At 64.6% G+C, this 19,106-nt stretch carries 20 protein-coding genes; 13 read left to right on the forward strand and 7 right to left on the reverse strand.

The features are described from left to right. Positions 1–3: 3 nt before the first annotated feature. Genes GXN78_RS32920 through GXN78_RS32935 form a run of 4 tightly spaced genes read left to right on the forward strand, consistent with a single transcriptional unit; the run spans position 4 to position 3,966 of the window. The gene (locus GXN78_RS32920; RefSeq protein ID WP_106558284.1) at positions 4–885 is read left to right on the forward strand and encodes a branched-chain amino acid ABC transporter permease; all 882 of its coding nucleotides are present in this window, start codon (positions 4–6) and stop codon (positions 883–885) included. Then, entirely contained in the window at positions 885–1,946 is a 1,062-nt protein-coding gene (locus GXN78_RS32925; protein ID WP_106558283.1) for a branched-chain amino acid ABC transporter permease, read from the forward strand. Before GXN78_RS32920 ends, GXN78_RS32925 begins: the two co-directional genes overlap by 1 nt. Next, complete coding sequence (locus GXN78_RS32930; RefSeq protein WP_106558282.1) at positions 1,943–3,139, forward strand: ABC transporter substrate-binding protein; 1,197 nt, start codon at positions 1,943–1,945, stop codon at positions 3,137–3,139. The genes GXN78_RS32925 and GXN78_RS32930 overlap by 4 nt, the downstream gene beginning before the upstream one ends. A 29-nt stretch (positions 3,140–3,168) precedes the next feature. Next, complete coding sequence (locus GXN78_RS32935; protein WP_106558281.1) at positions 3,169–3,966, forward strand: enoyl-CoA hydratase/isomerase family protein; 798 nt, start codon at positions 3,169–3,171, stop codon at positions 3,964–3,966. A 122-nt stretch (positions 3,967–4,088) separates the two neighbouring features. Here the strand turns inward: GXN78_RS32935 and GXN78_RS32940 are convergent, their stop codons facing one another. Together GXN78_RS32940 and GXN78_RS32945 are read right to left on the reverse strand one after the other, a co-directional pair. Next, positions 4,089–4,505 carry a DoxX family protein gene (locus GXN78_RS32940; protein WP_106558280.1) on the reverse strand — a complete coding sequence of 139 codons (417 nt, stop codon included), beginning with the start codon at positions 4,503–4,505 and terminating at the stop codon, positions 4,089–4,091. A 39-nt stretch (positions 4,506–4,544) separates the two neighbouring features. After that, positions 4,545–5,537, reverse strand: coding sequence for a tripartite tricarboxylate transporter substrate binding protein (locus GXN78_RS32945; protein WP_106558279.1), 993 nt, complete (start codon positions 5,535–5,537; stop codon positions 4,545–4,547). Between the two features lie 119 nt (positions 5,538–5,656). Here GXN78_RS32945 and GXN78_RS32950 point away from each other — a divergent pair, with 119 nt between their 5' ends. The 8 genes from GXN78_RS32950 (at position 5,657) to GXN78_RS32980 (ending at position 11,067) form a co-directional block, all read left to right on the forward strand. Then, positions 5,657–6,574 carry a LysR family transcriptional regulator gene (locus GXN78_RS32950; protein ID WP_106558278.1) on the forward strand — a complete coding sequence of 306 codons (918 nt, stop codon included), beginning with the start codon at positions 5,657–5,659 and terminating at the stop codon, positions 6,572–6,574. A gap of 294 nt (positions 6,575–6,868) precedes the next feature. Further along, positions 6,869–7,384, forward strand: a complete 516-nt coding sequence (locus GXN78_RS41620) for an AraC family ligand binding domain-containing protein (RefSeq protein ID WP_239142986.1) — start codon at positions 6,869–6,871, stop codon at positions 7,382–7,384. Further along, positions 7,381–7,644 (forward strand): helix-turn-helix transcriptional regulator, encoded by a 264-nt coding sequence (locus tag GXN78_RS41625; RefSeq protein WP_239142987.1) that lies wholly within the window; start codon positions 7,381–7,383, stop codon positions 7,642–7,644. Before GXN78_RS41620 ends, GXN78_RS41625 begins: the two co-directional genes overlap by 4 nt. A gap of 82 nt (positions 7,645–7,726) precedes the next feature. Then, on the forward strand, positions 7,727–8,452 hold the full coding sequence (locus GXN78_RS32960) for an alanyl-tRNA editing protein (protein WP_106558277.1): 726 nt from the start codon (positions 7,727–7,729) through the stop codon (positions 8,450–8,452). Next, entirely contained in the window at positions 8,449–9,390 is a 942-nt protein-coding gene (locus GXN78_RS32965) for a DMT family transporter (RefSeq protein WP_106558276.1), read from the forward strand. The genes GXN78_RS32960 and GXN78_RS32965 overlap by 4 nt, the downstream gene beginning before the upstream one ends. A gap of 88 nt (positions 9,391–9,478) precedes the next feature. After that, the gene (locus GXN78_RS32970; protein ID WP_164256084.1) at positions 9,479–10,156 is read left to right on the forward strand and encodes a M20/M25/M40 family metallo-hydrolase; all 678 of its coding nucleotides are present in this window, start codon (positions 9,479–9,481) and stop codon (positions 10,154–10,156) included. Next, positions 10,047–10,514: a M20/M25/M40 family metallo-hydrolase gene (locus tag GXN78_RS32975; protein ID WP_239142988.1), complete on the forward strand. Its 468-nt coding sequence runs from the start codon at positions 10,047–10,049 to the stop codon at positions 10,512–10,514. Before GXN78_RS32970 ends, GXN78_RS32975 begins: the two co-directional genes overlap by 110 nt. Before the next feature lie 202 nt (positions 10,515–10,716). Further along, on the forward strand, positions 10,717–11,067 hold the full coding sequence (locus GXN78_RS32980) for a hypothetical protein (RefSeq protein ID WP_146163097.1): 351 nt from the start codon (positions 10,717–10,719) through the stop codon (positions 11,065–11,067). 22 nt (positions 11,068–11,089) lie between these two features. On the opposite strand, the gene GXN78_RS32985 is transcribed toward GXN78_RS32980, so the two are convergent. The 5 genes from GXN78_RS32985 to prpC form a co-directional block, all read right to left on the reverse strand. Then, positions 11,090–11,497 (reverse strand): hypothetical protein, encoded by a 408-nt coding sequence (locus GXN78_RS32985; RefSeq protein ID WP_106558272.1) that lies wholly within the window; start codon positions 11,495–11,497, stop codon positions 11,090–11,092. Positions 11,498–11,592: 95 nt separating this feature from the next. Then, entirely contained in the window at positions 11,593–12,453 is an 861-nt protein-coding gene (locus GXN78_RS32990; RefSeq protein ID WP_106558271.1) for an isocitrate lyase/PEP mutase family protein, read from the reverse strand. Between the two features lie 15 nt (positions 12,454–12,468). Next, the gene (prpF, locus tag GXN78_RS32995; RefSeq protein WP_106558270.1) at positions 12,469–13,662 is read right to left on the reverse strand and encodes a 2-methylaconitate cis-trans isomerase PrpF; all 1,194 of its coding nucleotides are present in this window, start codon (positions 13,660–13,662) and stop codon (positions 12,469–12,471) included. Continuing rightward, the gene (acnD, locus tag GXN78_RS33000; protein ID WP_106558269.1) at positions 13,662–16,256 is read right to left on the reverse strand and encodes a Fe/S-dependent 2-methylisocitrate dehydratase AcnD; all 2,595 of its coding nucleotides are present in this window, start codon (positions 16,254–16,256) and stop codon (positions 13,662–13,664) included. The genes prpF and acnD overlap by 1 nt, the downstream gene beginning before the upstream one ends. A gap of 21 nt (positions 16,257–16,277) precedes the next feature. Further along, entirely contained in the window at positions 16,278–17,432 is a 1,155-nt protein-coding gene (prpC, locus tag GXN78_RS33005; RefSeq protein ID WP_106558268.1) for a 2-methylcitrate synthase, read from the reverse strand. Positions 17,433–17,573: 141 nt separating this feature from the next. Here prpC and GXN78_RS33010 point away from each other — a divergent pair, with 141 nt between their 5' ends. After that, positions 17,574–19,052, forward strand: a complete 1,479-nt coding sequence (locus tag GXN78_RS33010; RefSeq protein WP_106558267.1) for a short-chain fatty acyl-CoA regulator family protein — start codon at positions 17,574–17,576, stop codon at positions 19,050–19,052. The last annotated feature ends 54 nt before the right edge of the window (positions 19,053–19,106 follow it).

The raw sequence follows: 19,106 nt of genomic DNA on the forward strand, positions 1-19,106 counted from the left end.
AGCATGCTGCATACCTTGGAACAACTGCTGCCCGCCATCTCGCTGGGTGGCATCTACGCGAGCCTGGCGCTCGCGTTGGTGATGATCTACAAGTCCACCGGCCACGTGAACCTGGCCCAGGGCGAGATGGCGACCATCTCCACGTTCGTGGCCTGGTCACTGCTGCAGGCGGGCGTGCCCATCTGGCCGGCCTTTGGGCTGACCCTCGTGATTGCTGCCGTTTTCGGCGCCGGACTCGAAAGACTCGTCGTCCGGCCTTTCAAGGCCCAGCCCGAGGCCATCGTCGTCACCGTGTTCGTCGGGCTGTTCGTGCTCCTGAACTCGGTTTCCGGCGGCGTGTGGGGCTACACCGCGAGACCGTTTCCTTCGGCGTTTCCCGACGGCGCGGTCGAACTGGCAGGGGGCTTGCGCGTGAAGTGGCATCTGCTGGGCTCGATGCTGGTGTCGGCAGGCGTGCTCAGTGCCATGTTCCTGTTCTTCCGCTTCACGGCGACGGGCCTTTCCATGCGTGGTGCCGCTGACAACCCGGCGTCGAGCAGGCTCCTGGGCATCCGCACGGACCGCATGTTGGGATTGGGGTGGGCGATCTCGGGTGTGGTCGGGGCGGTGGCCGGGATCATGATGGCTCCGATCACCTTCCTGGACCCGCACATGATGACGGGACCCCTCGTCTTCTTCTTCGCTGCGGCCCTCCTCGGCGGCATGACAAGCCCGCTGGGAGCCGTCATCGGCGGCTACGTGATCGGCTTCATCGAAGTGCTGATCGCCAACTTCGTGCCGCACGGCAACGAGCTGCGCATGGCGAGCGCCCTGAGCATCATTGTCGCCGTGCTGCTTCTTCGGCCGCAGGGGCTGCTTGGAACCCGAATCGTGAGGAGGGTGTGATGGAGCTCCAACAGGCTGGCAGCGACTTCACGGTGGACGCGGGGCGCTCGTGGGCGGCTCCGCTGCGCAGAAACGGGGGGTGGATCGCGGCTGCCGCGCTGCTTGCGCTGGCCCCCGTGTTCATAGGGGGCTACGAGCTCTTCCTGCTCTGCTCCATCGTCTCAATGGCGATCGCGCTGCTGGGCATGAATGTGCTGATCGGCCATTGCGGCATCATCTCGCTGGGACACGGTGCTCTCTTCGCGCTCGGCGCCTATGCGGCAACACTGTCACTCACGCGCCTGGGCGTGCCGCTGCTGCTCGTTCCTCTCGTTGCCGGACTGGTGTGCTTCGTGTTCGGTCGCCTGTTCGCCGTCGCTGCGCTGAAGCTCGAAGGCATGCCGCTTGCGCTCGCAACGCTGGGCCTGGCGATCGTGATGCCGCAGCTTCTACGTTCCGACCTTCTCGCCCGCTGGACCGGCGGCGTGCAGGGTGTCAGCTTCACGCGGCCTCCGGTTTTTCGGGGGGTGCCGCTGGGCGATGATGCCTGGTTGTACCTGGTGACTCTTTCGTATCTCGTGGTGGCCTTTGTGCTTGTCCATAGGCTGCTCGAGGGAGGCACCGGACGTGCGTGGCGCGCGCTGCGCGACCAGCCGCTCGCAGCGACCGCAATGGGCGTTCCTGCCAGGCGCATGCGAGACCTCGCCTTCGCGATCAGCGCGATGCTCACGGGCATCGGTGGGGCCCTCGCCGCGATGCAGGTGCAGTACGTGGCACCGGACAGTTTCCCCTTCGCCTTGTCGCTGGCGCTGTTCATCGGCGTCGTTGTCGGCGGTCCCGGCTCCAGGATCGGCCCATTGCTGGGCGCGGCCTTCCTGGTCCTGATCCCCAACTTCGCGGAGCACGTCTCCCAGGCGATGACCGGGGCGATCTACGGCGGCGTGGTGATTGCGCTGATGGCGCTCGAAAAGCGCGGCCTTGCCGGCGTCTTCGAGCGAATCCAGGGCCTGATCTTTCGCGCGGTCCGTAGAAGGGCGCCGGACCGCGCCAGTTCCCACCTTCAACCAGGAGACAAGGCGTGAAAGCAAGCTTCATTGAGGCGGCCTGTGCCGCAGCGGCTCTGGTCGCATCATTCGCTACGGTCGCCGCGCAATACGACGCCGGCGCGAATGACAAGGAAATCGTGCTCGGAAATGTGGTGCCGTACTCCGGCCCCCTTTCGTCGGCCGGATCCATCGGCAAATGCAACCAGGCCTATTTCGAGATGGTGAACAAGCGAGGTGGGATCAACGGCCGCAAGGTCAAAGTGATCTCGCTGGACGACAGCTTCAACCCCGCGCGAACCCTCGAGCAGACTCGCAGGCTGGTCGAGCGGGAGCAGGTCCTGCTGGTCTACGGCACCTTCGGCACCGCCACGAACACGGCCATCCACCAGTACCTGAATCAGAAGCAGGTCCCGCACCTGATGCTGATCACTGGCGCGAGCAAGTGGAACAACGCCAAGGAGTTCCCGTGGTCGATGGCATTTCTGCCCAGCTACCCTGTGGAAGCGGCCTCGTATGCCCGATACGTTCTGGAGAACGTGAAGGAACCGCGCATCGCAGTGCTCTACCAGAACGACGATTACGGCAAGGAATACCGCAACGGCCTGCGCGCGGCCCTGGGGAACAAGGCCGACAAGCTCATCGTGTCTGAGCAGAGCTATGAGGTGAGCGACCCCACGTTGGAATCGCAGATCGGCAGGCTCAAGGCCTCCGGTGCCAACGTGCTGCTGAACGTCACGGCGGCGAAGTTCGCCACTCAGGCTGTCAAATTGGTGAACGACAGCGGCTGGAAGCCACTGCACCTGCTGGTCAGCCCGGCAAGCAATCTGGACACGGTCGTCCGGCCCGCGGGACTGGAGGCTTCGCAAGGGATCGTGTCTGCCCAGTTCATGAAGGATCCGACGAATCCCATCTTCCGCAACGATCCGGACGTCAAGGACTGGCTCGCGTGGAAGCAATCCTTCTATCCCGCGGCGGTCGAAGGCGACTGGTGGAACTGGGCCTGTTATGCCGCGTCCTATGCGATCGAGCAGGTGCTGAAGGGCGCCGGGGAGGACTTGCGCAGGGCCAATGTGATGAAGGTCGCATCCACCTTGAAGGACCTGAAGGTTCCGATGCTCATGGACGGTATTCACATCAACACGACACCCACGGATCTCGCCCCTGTCAATCAGATGTACATGATGAGATTGAGCGGCGATCGCTGGGAACCCATCAAGACAGCGCGCTGACCGACAACCCCGAGCAAGGAGAAGGGCCCATGTCCCCCAGTAGTCTCACCGTTGAGCATCAGCGAGGCGTTGCCTGGCTCAGGCTCAATCGCCCGCAGGCACTCAACAGCCTGAGCCCTGAGCTGATCAAGGAGTTGGCGGAAGCATTGCGGGCGATCGAAGATGACAAGACCATCCGTGCATGTGTGCTTGCGAGCACCGGTCGCGCTTTCTCCACCGGCGGAGATCTGAAAGCTCTGGATGCGTTTGCCAAGTCAGGCGAGTCCGCCGGGGCGCTGACGGCAGCGTACATGGAGAGCATTTCGACCACTCTGCGAAAGCTGGAGGTGCTGCGAGTGCCGACCATCGCTGCGGTGAACGGAATGGCGCTGGCTGGTGGTCTGGAAATCGCCTTGTGTTGCGACATCGTAGTTGCCGTCGAGGAGGCGATGTTTGGCGACGGCCACGCGAAGTATGGCCTGCTGCCGGGCGGGGGCGGATCGGTGCGGTTGCCCCGGAAGATCGGAGTGAATCGGGCGAAGTACCTGATGCTCACAGGTCAGAACGTCACGGCACGCACGATGATGGAATGGGGTCTGGTGAGTGAAATCCACCCGGCGGATCAGCTTGAGCATCGCACCCGCGAAATCGCCGAGGTCATCGCGCAGAACAGCCCCTTGGGCATGCGCAGGATGAAGCAGCTCGTCGACGATGGGTTACAGCACGCTGTGGACGTCGCTCTCAAAGCCGAGCAGGCGGTGGTAGCGGTGCACAATTTTTCCGGGGACCGGAATGAGGGACTCTCGGCCTTCCGGGAGCGACGGCGGCCTGTGTTCGTTGGGTCCTAGACCAGTAGATATCCCGCTGCGGGCTGTTGCGACCCAGCGGCAGCGCGACCGGCATGCCTTCGGTGGAAGAAAATTGTTGCCGAAGCGGCTCATATGGGATGAAAGCGAGCCGCTGGAGGGATTCATTCTTTTGCCGATGCACGCTCATCGACACTCCACGAGCCGGCACCCACAGCGCCAAGGCAGAGCAGACCCCCCATGATGGCAGCGTTTTTCAGAAAGTGATTCAGCTGGTTCTGGTAGGCAGGAGCTTCCGCCGCCCAGAAGGCATGAAAGATCACTGCTGCCAAGCCAGTGAATACGAGCAAGGCCCATGCCGCGTACCGGACACGCCATCCCGCAATCAGGGCAAGGCCACCAGCCACCTCAAGCGCAATGGTGGCCACCAGCAGCATTTCGGCGGCAGGCAGCCCTTTGGATGCCATAAAGCCTGCGACACCGGCGAATCGCCCTATCTTGGCGAGACCGGAGACGAGGAACAAGGCGCCCAGCAGGGTACGCCCAAGCATGAGACTGAGTGCGGAGTTAGGGTGTGTCATGGATGTTCTTGTTGCGTTTCGTGAATAGGGTGGGGCCGCCTACTGTTCCAGGCTGATGCCGCGCTCGCGGATCAGCGCATGCCACTTTTTCGTTTCGGAAACGATGTACGCCGACAGAAGACCTGCGTCACTGGGCACGGACTCCCAGGAAGCCTCCTCGAGTTTCTTGCGGACGCTCGGGTGATTAACGGCTGCCTGCATTTCCAGCGAAAGCTTTTGACGGATGTCGCCTGGCGTGCCGGCGGGAACCACCATGCCCTGCCAGGCATAGGCCTCAACATCCTTGTAGCCAAGCTCGATCATGGTGGGTACGTCGGGCAGCTGTGAAACTCGCTGTTTTGAGAACGTCACCAGCGGCACCAGCTTGCCGGCCTTGATGGCGCTCATGCCAGTCGACGTGTCCACAACTATCAGTGGTATCTGGCCGCCCATGGCATCCTGCATGGCGGGCGCGGCCCCCCGATAGGGCACGTGCACCACAAAAGCCGCTGTCCGGCTTTTGAAGAGTTCCATGGCCAGGTGATGAGGACTGCCGTTTCCTGGTGAGCCATAGCTCAGTTTGCCGGGATTCTTTTTCAGCATGTCTATCAGCTCCTGGGCATTGCGGATCCCGGCGTTGGGCGCGGCAACAATCAGCAGCGGTGTCCGCGCCATCAGGCCGAGGGGGGCGAAATCGCGCACCGGGTCGTACGGCAGCTTCTTGTAAAGTGCCGGGTTGTAGATCAACACGCCGTTGTCAGCGGTGAAGAGGGTGTAGCCATCGCCCGATGATCTGGCCGCCACTTCGGCGCCAACGATGGCGCCGGCACCAGCCCGGTTGTCGATGATCACCGGTTGGCCCAACTGCACAGACATCTGGGCCGCGACAGTGCGCGCCAGGAAGTCCGAGCCTCCCCCGGCGGGATAGCCCACGATCCATTTCACGGGCTTGCTTGGGAAAATTTGGGCAGGGGCTTGGGCCTGGGCACTGACAGACACCGCGATGGCGGCTAGCAGCGTGGCGAGGCAGCCCCCGAAGTTGAGGTAAGGCATGGTTGTCTCCTGCTGGGCATTTGCAAATATTGTGCGAAGCGCTCGTAGCGAATGCGAGTAGGAACCAAGTTGACTTATTATTCAATCAGCTTTTTCATATCAACATATCACTCAATCCGATGAATGTCACTTTGCGCCAACTGCGTGCCTTTGTGGCTGTCGCCAAGGCCGCCAGCTTTACCGAGGCAGCCAGCCGACTGCACATCACGCAGTCGGCGCTGAGTGGTTTGATCAAGGAACTGGAGCACGTTTTGGGCGTGCAGGTTATTTACCGCAGCACGCGAAAAGTACAGCTGTCCGAGGTCGGCAGCGAGTTCCTGCCTCTGGCGGTTCGTATCCTGCAGGACCTTGACGAAGCGTTCCACGCGATCCATGACCTGAAGGCCCTGAAGAGCGGCGTTGTCCGGGTCGCTGCGCCGCAGCTGATGGCTTGTACGCTGATGCCCGAGGTCATCGCAGCATTCAACAGGCAATACCCGGGAGTGCAGATTCGCCTTTCCGACTGCGCCGTGGAGGCAGTGCAGTCAAAGGTGCACAGCGGTGAAGTCGATTTCGGCATTGGACCGGAACGGGATGTGTCACATGAAATCGCAACGCACAGCTTGTTTGAAATGCCGTTTGTCGCGGTATTTCCGCTGGATCATCCGCTGGGCAAGTTGAAGCGCGTGACCTGGGCGGATCTATCCCGCTATCCGCTGATTTCCCTGCAGGGGGAGTACACACAGATATTGAGCGCGGATTTGCATGCGGCGTCCGGCAGCTTGACGCTGAGCCCCGATATCGAGGTCACCTTCATGACCACGGCCCTCAGCATGGTCAACGCCGGGCTGGGGGTGACGACCTGCTTGCCGTATGCCACCTCGCTCCTCGACCTCTACGGCCTGCAAACCCGTTTGCTGCTGGCACCCAAGCTCAGCCGGAAGTTTTATCTGCTGGCCAAGAAGGAGCGCCCCTTGTCGCCGGCAGCCCAAGGGGTTGCCGACTTCATGCGAGGGTATGTGACCCGGCAAAAATGGAATTCAAGAGGCAGAGCGTAAGACGACTCAAAGCCATTGCGGCCATTGGTGCGATGCGCTCCTTGCCGGGCACCCCACGGGCCAATGGGGTGGCAATGTTGCGGCAGCGGCTTCGGCGGTCGAACGCGGCCTGCAGTTCGCCCTTGCTCTCAAGGCTTCCTCCCCTGGTTGCCCTGGGTCAGCATCGAGGGTGGCATGAGCGCTACCATCTGTTCCATAGCGCACCGTGCTGTCGGTACGAAAGGACACTCCGTTTTGGCCCGTTTGGATCCCCGCAACAAGTCACGCTATTGGCACGCGCCTGGCCCGCCGGGGATGGACCTGCTGCATGCCGATTTCACGACGCACGAGTACGCCCCTCATGTGCACGACTCCCTCGTCGTCGCGGTGACGGAAGCAGGCGGTTCGGAATCCAAGAGCCGTGGTCGCACGGACGTTGCCCATCCGCAGGCGTTGCTCGTCTTCAACCCTTCCGAACCGCATTCAGGCCGGATGGGCGGCAGCGAGCGCTGGCGGTATCGATCGTTCTACCTGGCCGAGTCGGCCATCCAGGACGTTCTGGACGCCGTCGGAATCGATCAACCGGGGTACTTCACGTCGAATGTGGTGCGCGACCCGGACCTCGTCGCTCGATTTCTCACGCTCCACCGCGTCCTGGACGGAGAACCGCAGGACGCGCTGCTTCATCGCGAGTTGGTGGTGCGCACCTTCGGCGATTTGGCTCCAGCGGCATGGGCAGGCCTCCCGGACGCATGCCTGAAGCCCCTGGTGATTCCGACTCGCTCGCACCCGTTCTCGAACTCGTGCGCGACTGCCATGCCGACAGCTTGACGCTCGAGCAAATGGGCGCGGCTGCGGGTCTGACGCCGTTCCAGCTGATCGTGGCATTCAAACGAACGATGGGTCTGACGCCGCACGCCTATCTAACGCAGTTGCGCCTCAGGGCCGCTCTGCGTCGGCTGCACGCCGGCCAGTCCGTCGTCGAAGCGGCACTCTCCTCGGGCTTCTATGACCAGAGTGCGCTGAACAAGCACTTCAAGCGCACCTTCGGCATGACACCTCTCCAGTACGTCCACGCGCGATTGTCCTGAGATCTGCTGCGTCGCCCTCAATTCTGACCAATAGCATCTCGAGCCGTCCTGCCATGCTGGCGCCCCATCAGCAGGGCAACCCATGACACGACTCTTCTGCCAAGACGATCCTGAGATCCTGACACTGAATGCGACGGTCGTCAGGACACGACCGGGCGCGGTTCTTCTCTCCCGGCATCCCTTCTATCCCGGCGGCGGTGGTCAGCTCCCGGACAAAGGAGTCATCCGGTGGCAAGGCGGCGAAGCCCCGGTCACCGGCTTTTGCGAGGAGGGCAGTTCAATCTGGATCGAGATCGCGGGCGGCCTCGAGATTGCGGGCGATGTCCAGGTGGCGGCCGATCCCGTGTTCCGACAGCTCATGCTCATGCGGGAGCTCCACACCGATCTGCACATCCTGAATGCGTTGGTTTTCAGGGACTTCGACGGCGCTTTGGTGACCGGCGTCCAGATGAACGAAGATGGGACAGCACGCATCGACTTCGACCTGCCGGATGCCGACAACGATCGCCTGCGAGCCCTGGAGCCGGAGCTGAACGACGTGGTCGCCCAAGACCTCGCCGTCGAAACGAGCTACGTGTCCATGACAGCCGCCCACGCAGAGAAGGGCCTGCTGCGCTCCCGCTCGGTCGCGCCGCCGCCTTCCTCGGAAGGCCTGATCCGCATCGTCGAGATCGCTGGCCTCGATCGACAAGCCTGTGGCGGAACGCATCTCGGCTCCACGGGCGCTTCGCGCCCGATCCGAATTCTCAAGATCGAGAACAAGGGCCGTTCCAACCGCCGGGTCCGCATCGGCCTGCAGGGCCTGTGATGCGCACCGCGCTCCTCGCCCTGTGGGCCCGCCCCGTCTGGCTGTTGTGGCTCCCGCCTGCGTTCTGGTCCGGCAACCTCGTGCTGGGCCGCGCGCTCGGGCCTGTCTTTCCGCCGGTCTCCCTGGCGGTCGGCCGCTGGGTCGTCGCCCTTGCCGTCTTGATGCCTTTCGTTTGCCGACAAGCCTGGCGGGAGCGCGATCTGCTGGCCCGGCACTGGGTGCTCATTGCCGCTTGTGGCGCTTTCGGCATCGCCGGCTACAACGCGCTGGGCTACCTTGCCTTGCAGGCCGTGCCGGCCGCAAGCGTCGCGTTCCTCAATTCGACCTTGCCGCTCATGGTGCCGCTCGCGGCAGGGGTCCTCGGCGTCGAGCGCATCACCTGGAAGGCGCTTCTCGGCATCGCCATCTCGTTCGCCGGGGTCGCCTGGATCGTGGCGCGCGGTGACATGGCGAGCCTCGCCGCGTTGCGCTTCGAGGGCGGCGAGTTGCTGGTGCTCTTGGCCGTTGCCAACTATGCCGTCTATTCCGTGCTGCTGCGGCGCAAGCCCGCGACGATCAGCCCGCTGGTGTTTCTGGCGGCGACCATGGCGGCAGGGCTGCTCGTGCTGATGCCCTTCTGGGCCTTTGAACTCGCGCGCGGCGCACGCATCCCGAGCGACCCGGCATCGGTCGGCGCGGTTCTCTACATCGGCGTCTTCGCATCGCTCTTCGCCTTCATCCTCTGGAGCCGCTGCGTCGCAACGCTCGGCGCGACGGTGACGGGCGTTTCGTTCCACCTCGTCGCGCTGTTCACCGCACTCCTGGCCTTTCTCATGCTGGGAGAGCCCGTGCGCGCTTTCCATGTCGCGGGCATCGCGCTCATCCTGCTCGGCTTCTTCGTCACGACGCTCCAGCCCGCGGAGCGCGTATCACCGACATCGGCGCCATCGCAACCTTGATCAGACCATTGACACGGCAGAGATCCTTCGGACGCTGGTCGCCTTAGACACGACCTCACACCGGTCCAACCTGGATCTCATCCGCTGGATGGCGGCGTACCTGGAAGGGCATGGCGCCAAGGCGCGGTTGATCCACAGCGACGATGGCGCAAAGGCCAACCTGCTGGCAACGATCGGCCCGGACGTGGCGGGCGGCGTTGTCCTGTCCGGGCATACCGACGTGGTCCCGGTCGTGGATCAGGACTGGGATTCCGACCCCTTCACGCTGGTCGAGCGCGATGGACGGTTTCAAGGGCGGGGATCGGCCGACATGAAGGGGTTTATTGCGGCATGCCTCGCTGCAGTGCCGCGCTGGTGCCGCCTGAATTTGCGCCGCCCCATCCATCTGGCGTTCTCCTACGACGAGGAGGTGGGATGCTTTGGCGTGCCACGTCTGATCGCCGACCTGCAGGCGCGTGTTCAGTCGCCAGCCTTGGCCATCATTGGCGAGCCGACCGAGATGCGCATCGGACTGGCGCATCGGGGCTTCTATGGTCATCGGACCACCTTCCGAGGCCGCCCGGCGCATTCCAGCGATCCAAGCTCGGGAATCAGCGCCATCGAGCCGGCAGCGCTGCTGGTCGTGGAGTTGGCAAAAGTTCGGGCGCACACTGTCCATGCGGGGCAATCGCACCACCGTCAATGTGGACCGTATCGGTGGAGGGACTGCGATCAATATCGTGCCCGGTTGTTGCGAGGTGCTGTGGGAATTCCGGCCGCCGGATGAGGTCAGCACAGCGGCCGTGAAGGCCGAGCTCGAACGGCTGCTGGCCGTGGTGTCGTCAGACGTGGAGGTAGAGATGGCGCAGATCGCCGGGGTGCCGGCGCTCGCGGCAAGGAATGACAGTGCCGCGGTGGCCATTGCCAGAGCGTTGGGTGCGCTGGGGCCGCCAGGCGAAGTTCCGTTTGGAACCGAGGCGGGCTTTTTTGAGCAGGCCGGCATCCCTTCGCTGGTTTGCGGACCTGGTGCCATCTCGCAGGCGCATCAGCCGAATGAGTGGATCGCTTCCAGCGAGCTGAAGGCTGTTGATCGCTTTCTTGCAAGGCTCGGCGCATGGGCGACCGGCGCCGAAGTGCGTGAGTAACGCTTGTGCCGAGTCATGCGCGCAAACCGTTTGAGGCGCAGGGTCCATACATGCACGAAAGATGCGATCACCCCAATCACTGTCCCGTTCGCGGATTTGCGCGCTCTCCTTGCCTAAGGTTACGCTCCCGCCGCTCGACTTCTCGGGCCGGTTGCATGATGGTTCCTCTTCGATCTCCTCTTCGAGGACGCGGGGGAAGCCGATGCAAAAAACCATGTCGAGGTTCGCCGCTCGTATCCGCGGGCTTGCGCCATATTTCCGGGTTGCGCAACCGCGCAAGACCAATCCGGTGATCCCGCAGTCGTTCGATGCGGCGCAGGTGAAGCTTGTTCTGCGACTCGGCGAGTTGCATCGCGACGACCCGGCGCACGCGGCGCAGATGCTCGAGTCCTGGGTGTTGGCCGAGGTCTTCTCTGCGGCGCAACAGTCCATGATTGCAAGCCTGCTGAGGCTTGAGCACGACGACCTTTTGCAGACGCTCTTCGATTGCGCGTCGACCGACGAGGCGCGCCGTGTTGTCGGTGAAGAGTTGCTGCGGCTGGCGCGCCAGTAGGGCTGGCGCGTGACACCAGGCGTCAGTCGTGACCGAGCAACTCAAGCACCCGGCCATCGCCCACGAACGATTCGGCCACCAGCATCCGGAATGCCGCATCGCGCTGGAACCGTGGCAGTGCGATCGCCGGCTTCAGGAACTCGACCTGAAACGTTTGCGCCGTTCCGCGCCGAAACGCTTGCCCCGGCGCCACGATCCAGCGTGCCGAAAAGCCTTCGTTGTCCACAACGAGGGCGCAGCGGTGCTCGCCTTCGAGGACCAGCGAGTCTTCGGAGGGGAGCTGGGACGCGCGCAGCGTGAGCTCGACGAGGGCATGGGGGTGGAATGTGCTGCCCGCCTCGAAACCCGCCGGCTCCGCAGCCACCGGGCGCCGCAGCTTGGCAATGAGCCAGGCTATGACATTGCCGATGATCGGCAGCCACAGCAGCATCAACAAGGTGCCGACCCGGGTGATCGTAGCGCGTCGTTCCCTGGCAGGCTGGTGAGGTGCGCCCGCGAGCCGTTTGCGCCTCGGTTGCCCGCCGCTCAGGTGTAACGCTTCTCCAGCGCATCCCATTCGGGTTTGCCGACCAGCCGCTGGCGTTCGGCGAACGGCGTCACCAGAGCCGAATCTTCATCGATGCGCCTGGTCTCGCGCAGCACAGTCAGCGCCTTCTGCATGCCGGCAACGGCGCCCTGCAGCGCAGCGTTGGCGTACAGCACGATGCCGTAGCCCAATCCGCCCAGTTCTTCAGCGCCGAAGATCGGGGTCCGGCCACCGATCACCATGTTCATCAGCTGAGGCTTGACCAGCCGCTGCGGCAACGCGCGGATCTCCTCGGCCGTGGTCACCGCTTCGACAAACAGGATGTCGGCACCGGCGTCGGCAAACTTCTGGGCGCGCTCGATGGCCGCCTCGAAGCCTTGCGTGGCGCAGGCATCGGTGCGGGCCATGATGAGGAAGTCGGGGTCGTGCCGGGCATCCACGGCGGCCTTGATCTTGCCGACGGCCTCCTCGGTGGAAATGACCTCCTTGCCCGAGAAATGCCCGCAGCGCTTGGGCGCCACCTGGTCCTCGAGCTGGATGCAGTCGGCGCCCGCGCGTTCCAGCACGCGAACGGTGTGGCGCACGTTCAGCGCGTTGCCGAAGCCGGTGTCGGCATCGACGATCAAGGGGACGCTCACCGCATCGCGGATCCGCGCGGTGTGGTCGGCGATCTCGTGCAGGCCCATGAAGCCTTGGTCCGGCATGCCGAACCACATGTTGGTGACGCCGGCGCCGGTGACGTAGATCGCCTCGAAACCCAGGTCTTCGATGACCTTGGCCGACAGGGCATTGAAGGCGCCGGGCACGAGGACGCCGCGACGGGCTTCGGCCAGGGACTTGAGGGTCTTGCGGGTGGACATACCTGAAACTTCCAATCAGAAACTGTCGCCGGGCACGCGCACCCAGCCTTCCATCAACACACGGGCACTGCGGCTCATGAGCGCCTTCGTCACGACCCATCGGCCACCGACCTGCGTGGCCTCGGCGCCGACGCGCAACGTTCCCGAGGGATGGCCGAAGCGCACGGCGGTGCGTCCGCCAGCTCCAGCCGCCAGATTCACCAGCGTGCCGGGGATCGCCGCGGCGGTGCCGATGGCCACGGCTGCCGTGCCCATCATGGCGTGATGCAGCTTGCCCATGGATAGCGCGCGCACCAGAAGGTCGACGTCGCCCGCGTCCACCGGTTTGCCGCTGGACGCCACATACGCCTTGGGCGCTGCGACGAACGCGACCTTGGGCGTGTGCTGACGCTTGGCAGCCTCGCCGATGTCCTTGATCAGGCCCATGCGCAGCGCACCTTGGGCACGGATGCTCTCGAACATGGCCAGCGCCTTGGCGTCGCCGTTGACGGCATCCTGCAGTTCGGTGCCCGTGTAGCCGATCGCCTCGGCGTCGACAAAGATCGTCGGAATGCCCGCATTGATCAGCGTGGCCTTGAGCGTGCCGACGCCTGGCACCTCCAGGTCATCGACGACATGGCCCGTCGGAAACATGGCCCCGCCTGCCTCGCCGTCGCCCTCGTCCGCTGGGTCCAGGAACTCCAGCTGCACTTCGGCGGCCGGAAAGGTGACGCCATCCAGCTCGAAATCGCCGGTCTCTTGCACTGCGCCGCCGACGATCGGCACGTGCGCCACGATGGTCTTGCCGATATTGGCCTGCCAGATGCGCACGGTGCAGATACCGTCTCGCGGAATGCGACCGGCATCGATCAGGCCGTTGCCGATGGCAAACGGACCGACGGCGGCCGACAGGTTTCCGCAGTTGCCGCTCCAGTCGACGAAGGGCTGGTCGATCGACACCTGGCCGAACAGGTAGTCGACGTCGTGGCCGGGCCGCGTGCTCTTCGACAGGATGACGGTCTTGCTGGTGCTCGACGTCGCGGCGCCCATGCCGTCGATCTGCTTGCCGTACGGATCGGGGCTGCCGATCACGCGCAGCAGCAGCGCATCGCGCGCGGCGCCCGGTGCCTGCGCAGCCTCGGGCAGGTCTTGAAGGCGGAAGAACACGCCCTTGCTGGTGCCGCCACGCATGTACGCGGCCGGGATCTTGATCTGTGGCATGTGTGGCATCAGGCGGATTGTGTGGAGGCTAGAAAGTCCTGCGCAAAGCGCTGCAGCACGCCGCCGGCCTCGTAGATCGAGACCTCCTCGGCCGTGTCGAGCCGGCAGGTCATGGGCACCTCGACATGTTCGCCGTTCCTGCGCCGGACCACCAGTGTCAGGTCTGCACGCGGCCGGCGTTCGCCCACCACGTCGTAGGTCTCGGTGCCGTCCAGACCCAGCGTCAGCCGATTGACGCCGGGCTTGAACTCCAGGGGCAGCACACCCATGCCGATCAGGTTGGTGCGGTGGATGCGCTCGAAGCCCTCCGCCGCGATGGCCTCCACGCCCGCCAGCCGCACGCCCTTGGCCGCCCAGTCGCGCGAGCTGCCCTGGCCGTAGTCGGCACCGGCGATGATGATCAAGGGCTGCTTGCGCTGCATGTAGGTCTCGATGCCCTCCCACATGCGCACCACATGGCCCTCGGGTTCGATGCGGGTCAGCGAACCCTTCTTCACCTCGCCGTCGACCACGGCCATCTCGTTGACGAGCTGCGGGTTGGCAAAGGTCGCGCGCTGCGCCGTCAGGTGGTCGCCGCGGTGCGTGGCGTAGGAGTTGAAGTCTTCCTCGGGCAAGCCCATCTTGTGCAGGTATTCGCCGGCCGCACTGTCCGGCAGGATGGCGTTGGACGGCGACAGGTGGTCGGTCGTGATGTTGTCGGGCAGCACGGCCAGCGGGCGCAGGCCGCGCAGCGTGCGCTCGCCGGCCAGCGCGCCTTCCCAGTAGGGCGGGCGGCGGATGTAGGTGCTCTGCGGCCGCCAGTCGTACAGCGGGCTGATGGACTCGCCGCTGGCCACGCCGATCTTGAACATCGGGTCGTAGACCCGCCGAAAATGCTCGGGCTTGACGCTGCTGGCGACAATCGCGTCGATCTCGGCATCGCTGGGCCAGATGTCCTTCAAGGTCACGGGCTGGCCGGCGGCATCGAGCCCCAGCACATCCTTCTCGATGTCGAAGCGAACGGTGCCGGCGATCGCATAGGCCACGACCAGCGGCGGCGAGGCCAGGAAGGCCTGCTTGGCATAGGGGTGGATGCGGCCGTCGAAGTTGCGGTTGCCCGACAACACGGCCGTGGCGTACAGGTCGCGTTCGATCACCTCCCGCTGGATCACCGGGTCGAGCGCACCGGACATGCCATTGCAGGTGGTGCAGGCAAAGGCCACGATACCGAAGCCCAGCTTCTCGAGCTCGGACAACAGGCCCGCTTCTTCCAGGTACAGCTGCACGGCCTTGGAGCCGGGTGCCAGCGAGGACTTGACCCAGGGCTTGCGCACCAGGCCACGCGCGTTGGCGTTGCGCGCCAGCAGGCCGGCGGCGATCACGTTGCGCGGGTTGCTGGTGTTGGTGCAGCTGGTGATCGCCGCGATGATCACGGCGCCGTCGGGCATCCGGCCGGGCACTTCCTCCCACGGGGCCGCGATGCCGCGCGCGGCGAGCTGGGAGGTCGGCAGGCGCTTGTGCGGATTGGACGGTCCGGCCATGTTGCGCACGACCGAGGACAGGTCGAAACGCAGCACCCGTTCATACTCGGCGGTGGCCAGTGCGTCCGACCACAGGCCCGCTTCCTTGGCATAGACCTCGACCAGGCGGACCTGCTCGTCCTCGCGCCCGGTCAGACGCAGGTAGTCGATGGTCATCCGGTCGATGGAGAACATCGCCGCCGTGGCGCCGAACTCCGGCGTCATGTTGGAGATGGTCGCTCGGTCGCCCAGCGTCAATGCCGAGGTGCCTTCGCCATGGAACTCCAGGTAGGCGCCGACCACTTTCTGGTGGCGCAGGAATTCGGTCAGCGCCAGCACGATGTCGGTCGCGGTGATGTGGGGCTGCGGCTTGCCGGTCAGCTCCACGCCGATGATGTCGGGCAGCCTCATCCAGGACGCGCGGCCCAGCATCACGCTCTCGGCTTCGAGGCCGCCCACGCCGATCGCGATCACGCCGAGCGCGTCGACATGGGGGGTGTGGCTGTCGGTCCCGACCAGCGTGTCGGGGAAGGCCACGCCGTCCTTGGCATGGACCACCGGCGACATCCGCTCCAGGTTGATCTGATGCATGATCCCGTTGCCCGGCGGGATCACTTCGACGTTCTTGAAGGCCTTCTTGGTCCACTCGATGAAGTGGAAACGGTCCTCGTTGCGACGGTCTTCGATCGCGCGGTTCTTGGCGAACGCATCCGGATCGAAGCCGGCAAATTCAACCGCCAGCGAATGATCCACGATCAACTGGGTCTGCACGACGGGGTTCACCTGGGCCGGATCGCCGCCCATGTCGGCGATGGCGTCGCGCAGGCCGGCCAGGTCCACCAGCGCGGTCTGGCCCAGGATGTCATGGCAGACGACGCGCGCCGGGAACCACGGGAAGTCGCGCTCGCGCTTTCGCTCGATCAACTGCGACAGCGATTCGTTCAGGATGGCCGGGTCGCAGCGGCGCACCAGGTTCTCGGCATGCACGCGCGAGGTGTAGGGCAATCGGTCGTATGCGCCGGGTGCGATGGCATCGACGGCGGCGCGGGCGTCGAAGTAGTCCAGCGCGGTGCCGGGCAGGTTCTTTCGGTAGGAGGCGTTCATGCGTGGGCGCGAAAAGGGCTTCTAGCGGCGATCCTGGATGGGCAGGAATGCCTGGTCTTCGGGGCCGGTGTAGTTGGCGCTCGGACGAATGATCTTGTTGTCGATGCGCTGCTCGATGACGTGCGCGGCCCAGCCGCTGGTGCGGGCGATCACGAACAGCGGCGTGAACATGGCCGTCGGCACCCCCATCATGTGGTAGCTCACTGCGCTGAACCAGTCCAGGTTGGGGAACATCTTCTTGGCGTCCCACATCACCGACTCGAGGCGCTCCGCGATGTCGTACATCTTGGTCGCGCCCGCTTCATCGGACAAGGACCGGGCCACGCCCTTGATGACCACGTTGCGCGGGTCGCTCACCGTGTAGACGGGGTGCCCGAAGCCGATCACGACCTCCTTGGCTTCGACGCGGCGGCGGATGTCGGCTTCCGCCTCGTCCGGGCTGTCGTAGCGCTTCTGGATTTCGAACGCGACCTCGTTGGCACCCCCATGCTTGGGCCCGCGCAGCGCGCCGATGGCGCCCGCGATGGCCGAGTACATGTCGCTGCCGGTCCCGGCGATCACGCGCGCGGCGAAGGTCGAGGCGTTGAACTCATGCTCGGCGTACAGGTTCAGCGAAGTGTGCATGGCCCGCTCCCACGCGGCGCCGGGCCTGGCGCCATGCAGCAGGTGCAGGAAGTGCGCGCCGATCGAGTCGTCGTCGGTTTCCAGTTCGATGCGCCTGCCCTGGGTGGACCAGTGGTACCAGTACAGCAGCATGGAGCCCAGCGAGGCCATCAGCCGATCGGCGATGTCGCGCGCGCCCGGCGTGTTGTGGTCGTCCTTTTCGGGCAGCGTGCATCCCAGGGCGGACACGCCGGTGCGCATCACGTCCATGGGATGCGCACCGGCGGGGATCTGCTCCAGTGCCGTCTTCACACTGGCAGGCACGCCGCGCATCGCTTTGAGCCTGGCCTTGTAGGCGCGCAGCTCGGCGGCGGTGGGCAACTTGCCGTGCACCAGCAGGTGGGCAATTTCCTCGAACTCGCAGACCTCGGCGATGTCGAGGATGTCGTAGCCGCGGTAATGCAGGTCGTTGCCGGTACGGCCCACGGTGCAAAGCGCGGTGTTGCCGGCGGTCACACCGGACAGCGCCACGGATTTCTTCGGCTTGAAGGGTGAAATGGAGATTTCGGTCATCGCATGGCTCTCTAAGGTCTCGACGGTGCGGGTGTTGTGTTTGCAATCTTCGCAGGGGACAATCAGCCTGACCAGGGCTGAATTGGCGAAGATTTGCGAAGCCGTTGAGCCAAGTTGCAATGTTTGCGAAGATCCCCCACGATGCACAAGACCTACATGGGCGTGCGGCTGAAGACCCTGCGAGAGCAGCGCGGTCTCACCCAGGCGGCACTGGCGCATGCCCTGAAGCTGTCGCCCAGCTATCTGAATCAGATCGAGAACAATCAGCGGCCCCTGACCGTGCCGGTGCTGCTGCGGCTGCAATCGAGCCTCGGGATCGATCTGCAGTTTTTCTCGGAAGATGAAGAGGCCCGACTCATCTCTGAAGTGCGGGAGGTGGTGGCCGAGGCAGGCGGGCAGGAGCCGGTTTCCATGGCCGAGGTGCAGGCCATGGTCGGCCAGTTGCCGGTCATGGCGCAAGTGCTGGTGCGGCTGCACAAGCGTTGCCGCACCGCCGAGGAACGTCTGATGCTCCTGGCGGATGGCATCGACGGGGACCACAACCCCCAGCGATCCGCGGCCCCGCTGCAGCCGTATGAAGAGGTGCGCGATTTCTTCTACGAGCGGCACAACCACATGGCCGTGCTCGACGAACGCGCCGAGCAATTGTTCGAGCGGCTGCACCGCGACGCCAAGGCAGACCCGGCCGCTGCCGGCGGTGAGCTGGTTGCGCTGTTGGAAAGACATCTCTCCGAGGTGCACGGCGTCGCGACGATCAACGCACGCCGCGTCGGCGATAGCGCCGATGTGGTCCGTGCTTTCAATGCGTCCAACCGCACCTTAAGCCTCTCGGCCGACATCGAGCCGGGCCAGCGGGCGTTTCAGCTCGCCACACAGATCGCGCGGCTGGACGCGGCCGACCTGATCGAGTCGTTCGCCAACCATGAGAGCTTCGCCAGTGACGAAGCCCGCGCGCTGGCCAGAATCGGCTTCGCGAGCTACTTTGCCGGCGCCTTGCTGCTGCCTTATCGCCGCTTTCTGGCGGAAGCCGAGGCTTTGCGCTATGACATCGAGCTGCTGAGCCAGCAATTCAGGGTGAGCTTCGAAACTGTTTGCCACCGGCTCTCCACGATGCAGCGGCCCGATGCCAAGGGTATTCCGTTCTTCTTCGTGCGCGTGGATCGCGCGGGCAACATCTCCAAGCGCCAGTCGGCGACGGACTTCCATTTCTCGCGGACAGGCGGCACCTGCCCGCTTTGGAATGTGTATGAGGCATTTGCACAGCCGGGCAAGATCCTGACGCAACTCGCCCAGATGCCCGACGGGCGCACCTACCTCTGGATCGCGCGCTGCATCTCACGCCGCCGCGGCGGGTTCGCAGCACCCGCACGCACCTTCGCGGTGGCGCTGGGATGCGATGTGCGGCATGCACATCGGCTTGTGTATGCAACGGGGCTCGACCTGAACGACCCCGCCGCCGCAACGCCGATTGGCGCCGGCTGCAAGGTCTGCGATCGGGAGAACTGTGCCCAACGTGCCTTCCCGGCCATCGGGCGGGAACTGCAGGTCAACGAGAACATGCGCCAGTTCGCGCCCTACGCCAATGCGTGGCAGATCGTGCGGAACGTGCAGGGGGCTTGAAGCGCGGGAGTTGCGCTAACGGAGATCGAGCATGAGAGGGCGGTCAGTGCTGCT

Origin of the sequence: Variovorax sp. WS11, assembly GCF_010499245.1 — a bacterium.
Lineage (GTDB): Bacteria > Pseudomonadota > Gammaproteobacteria > Burkholderiales > Burkholderiaceae_C > Variovorax.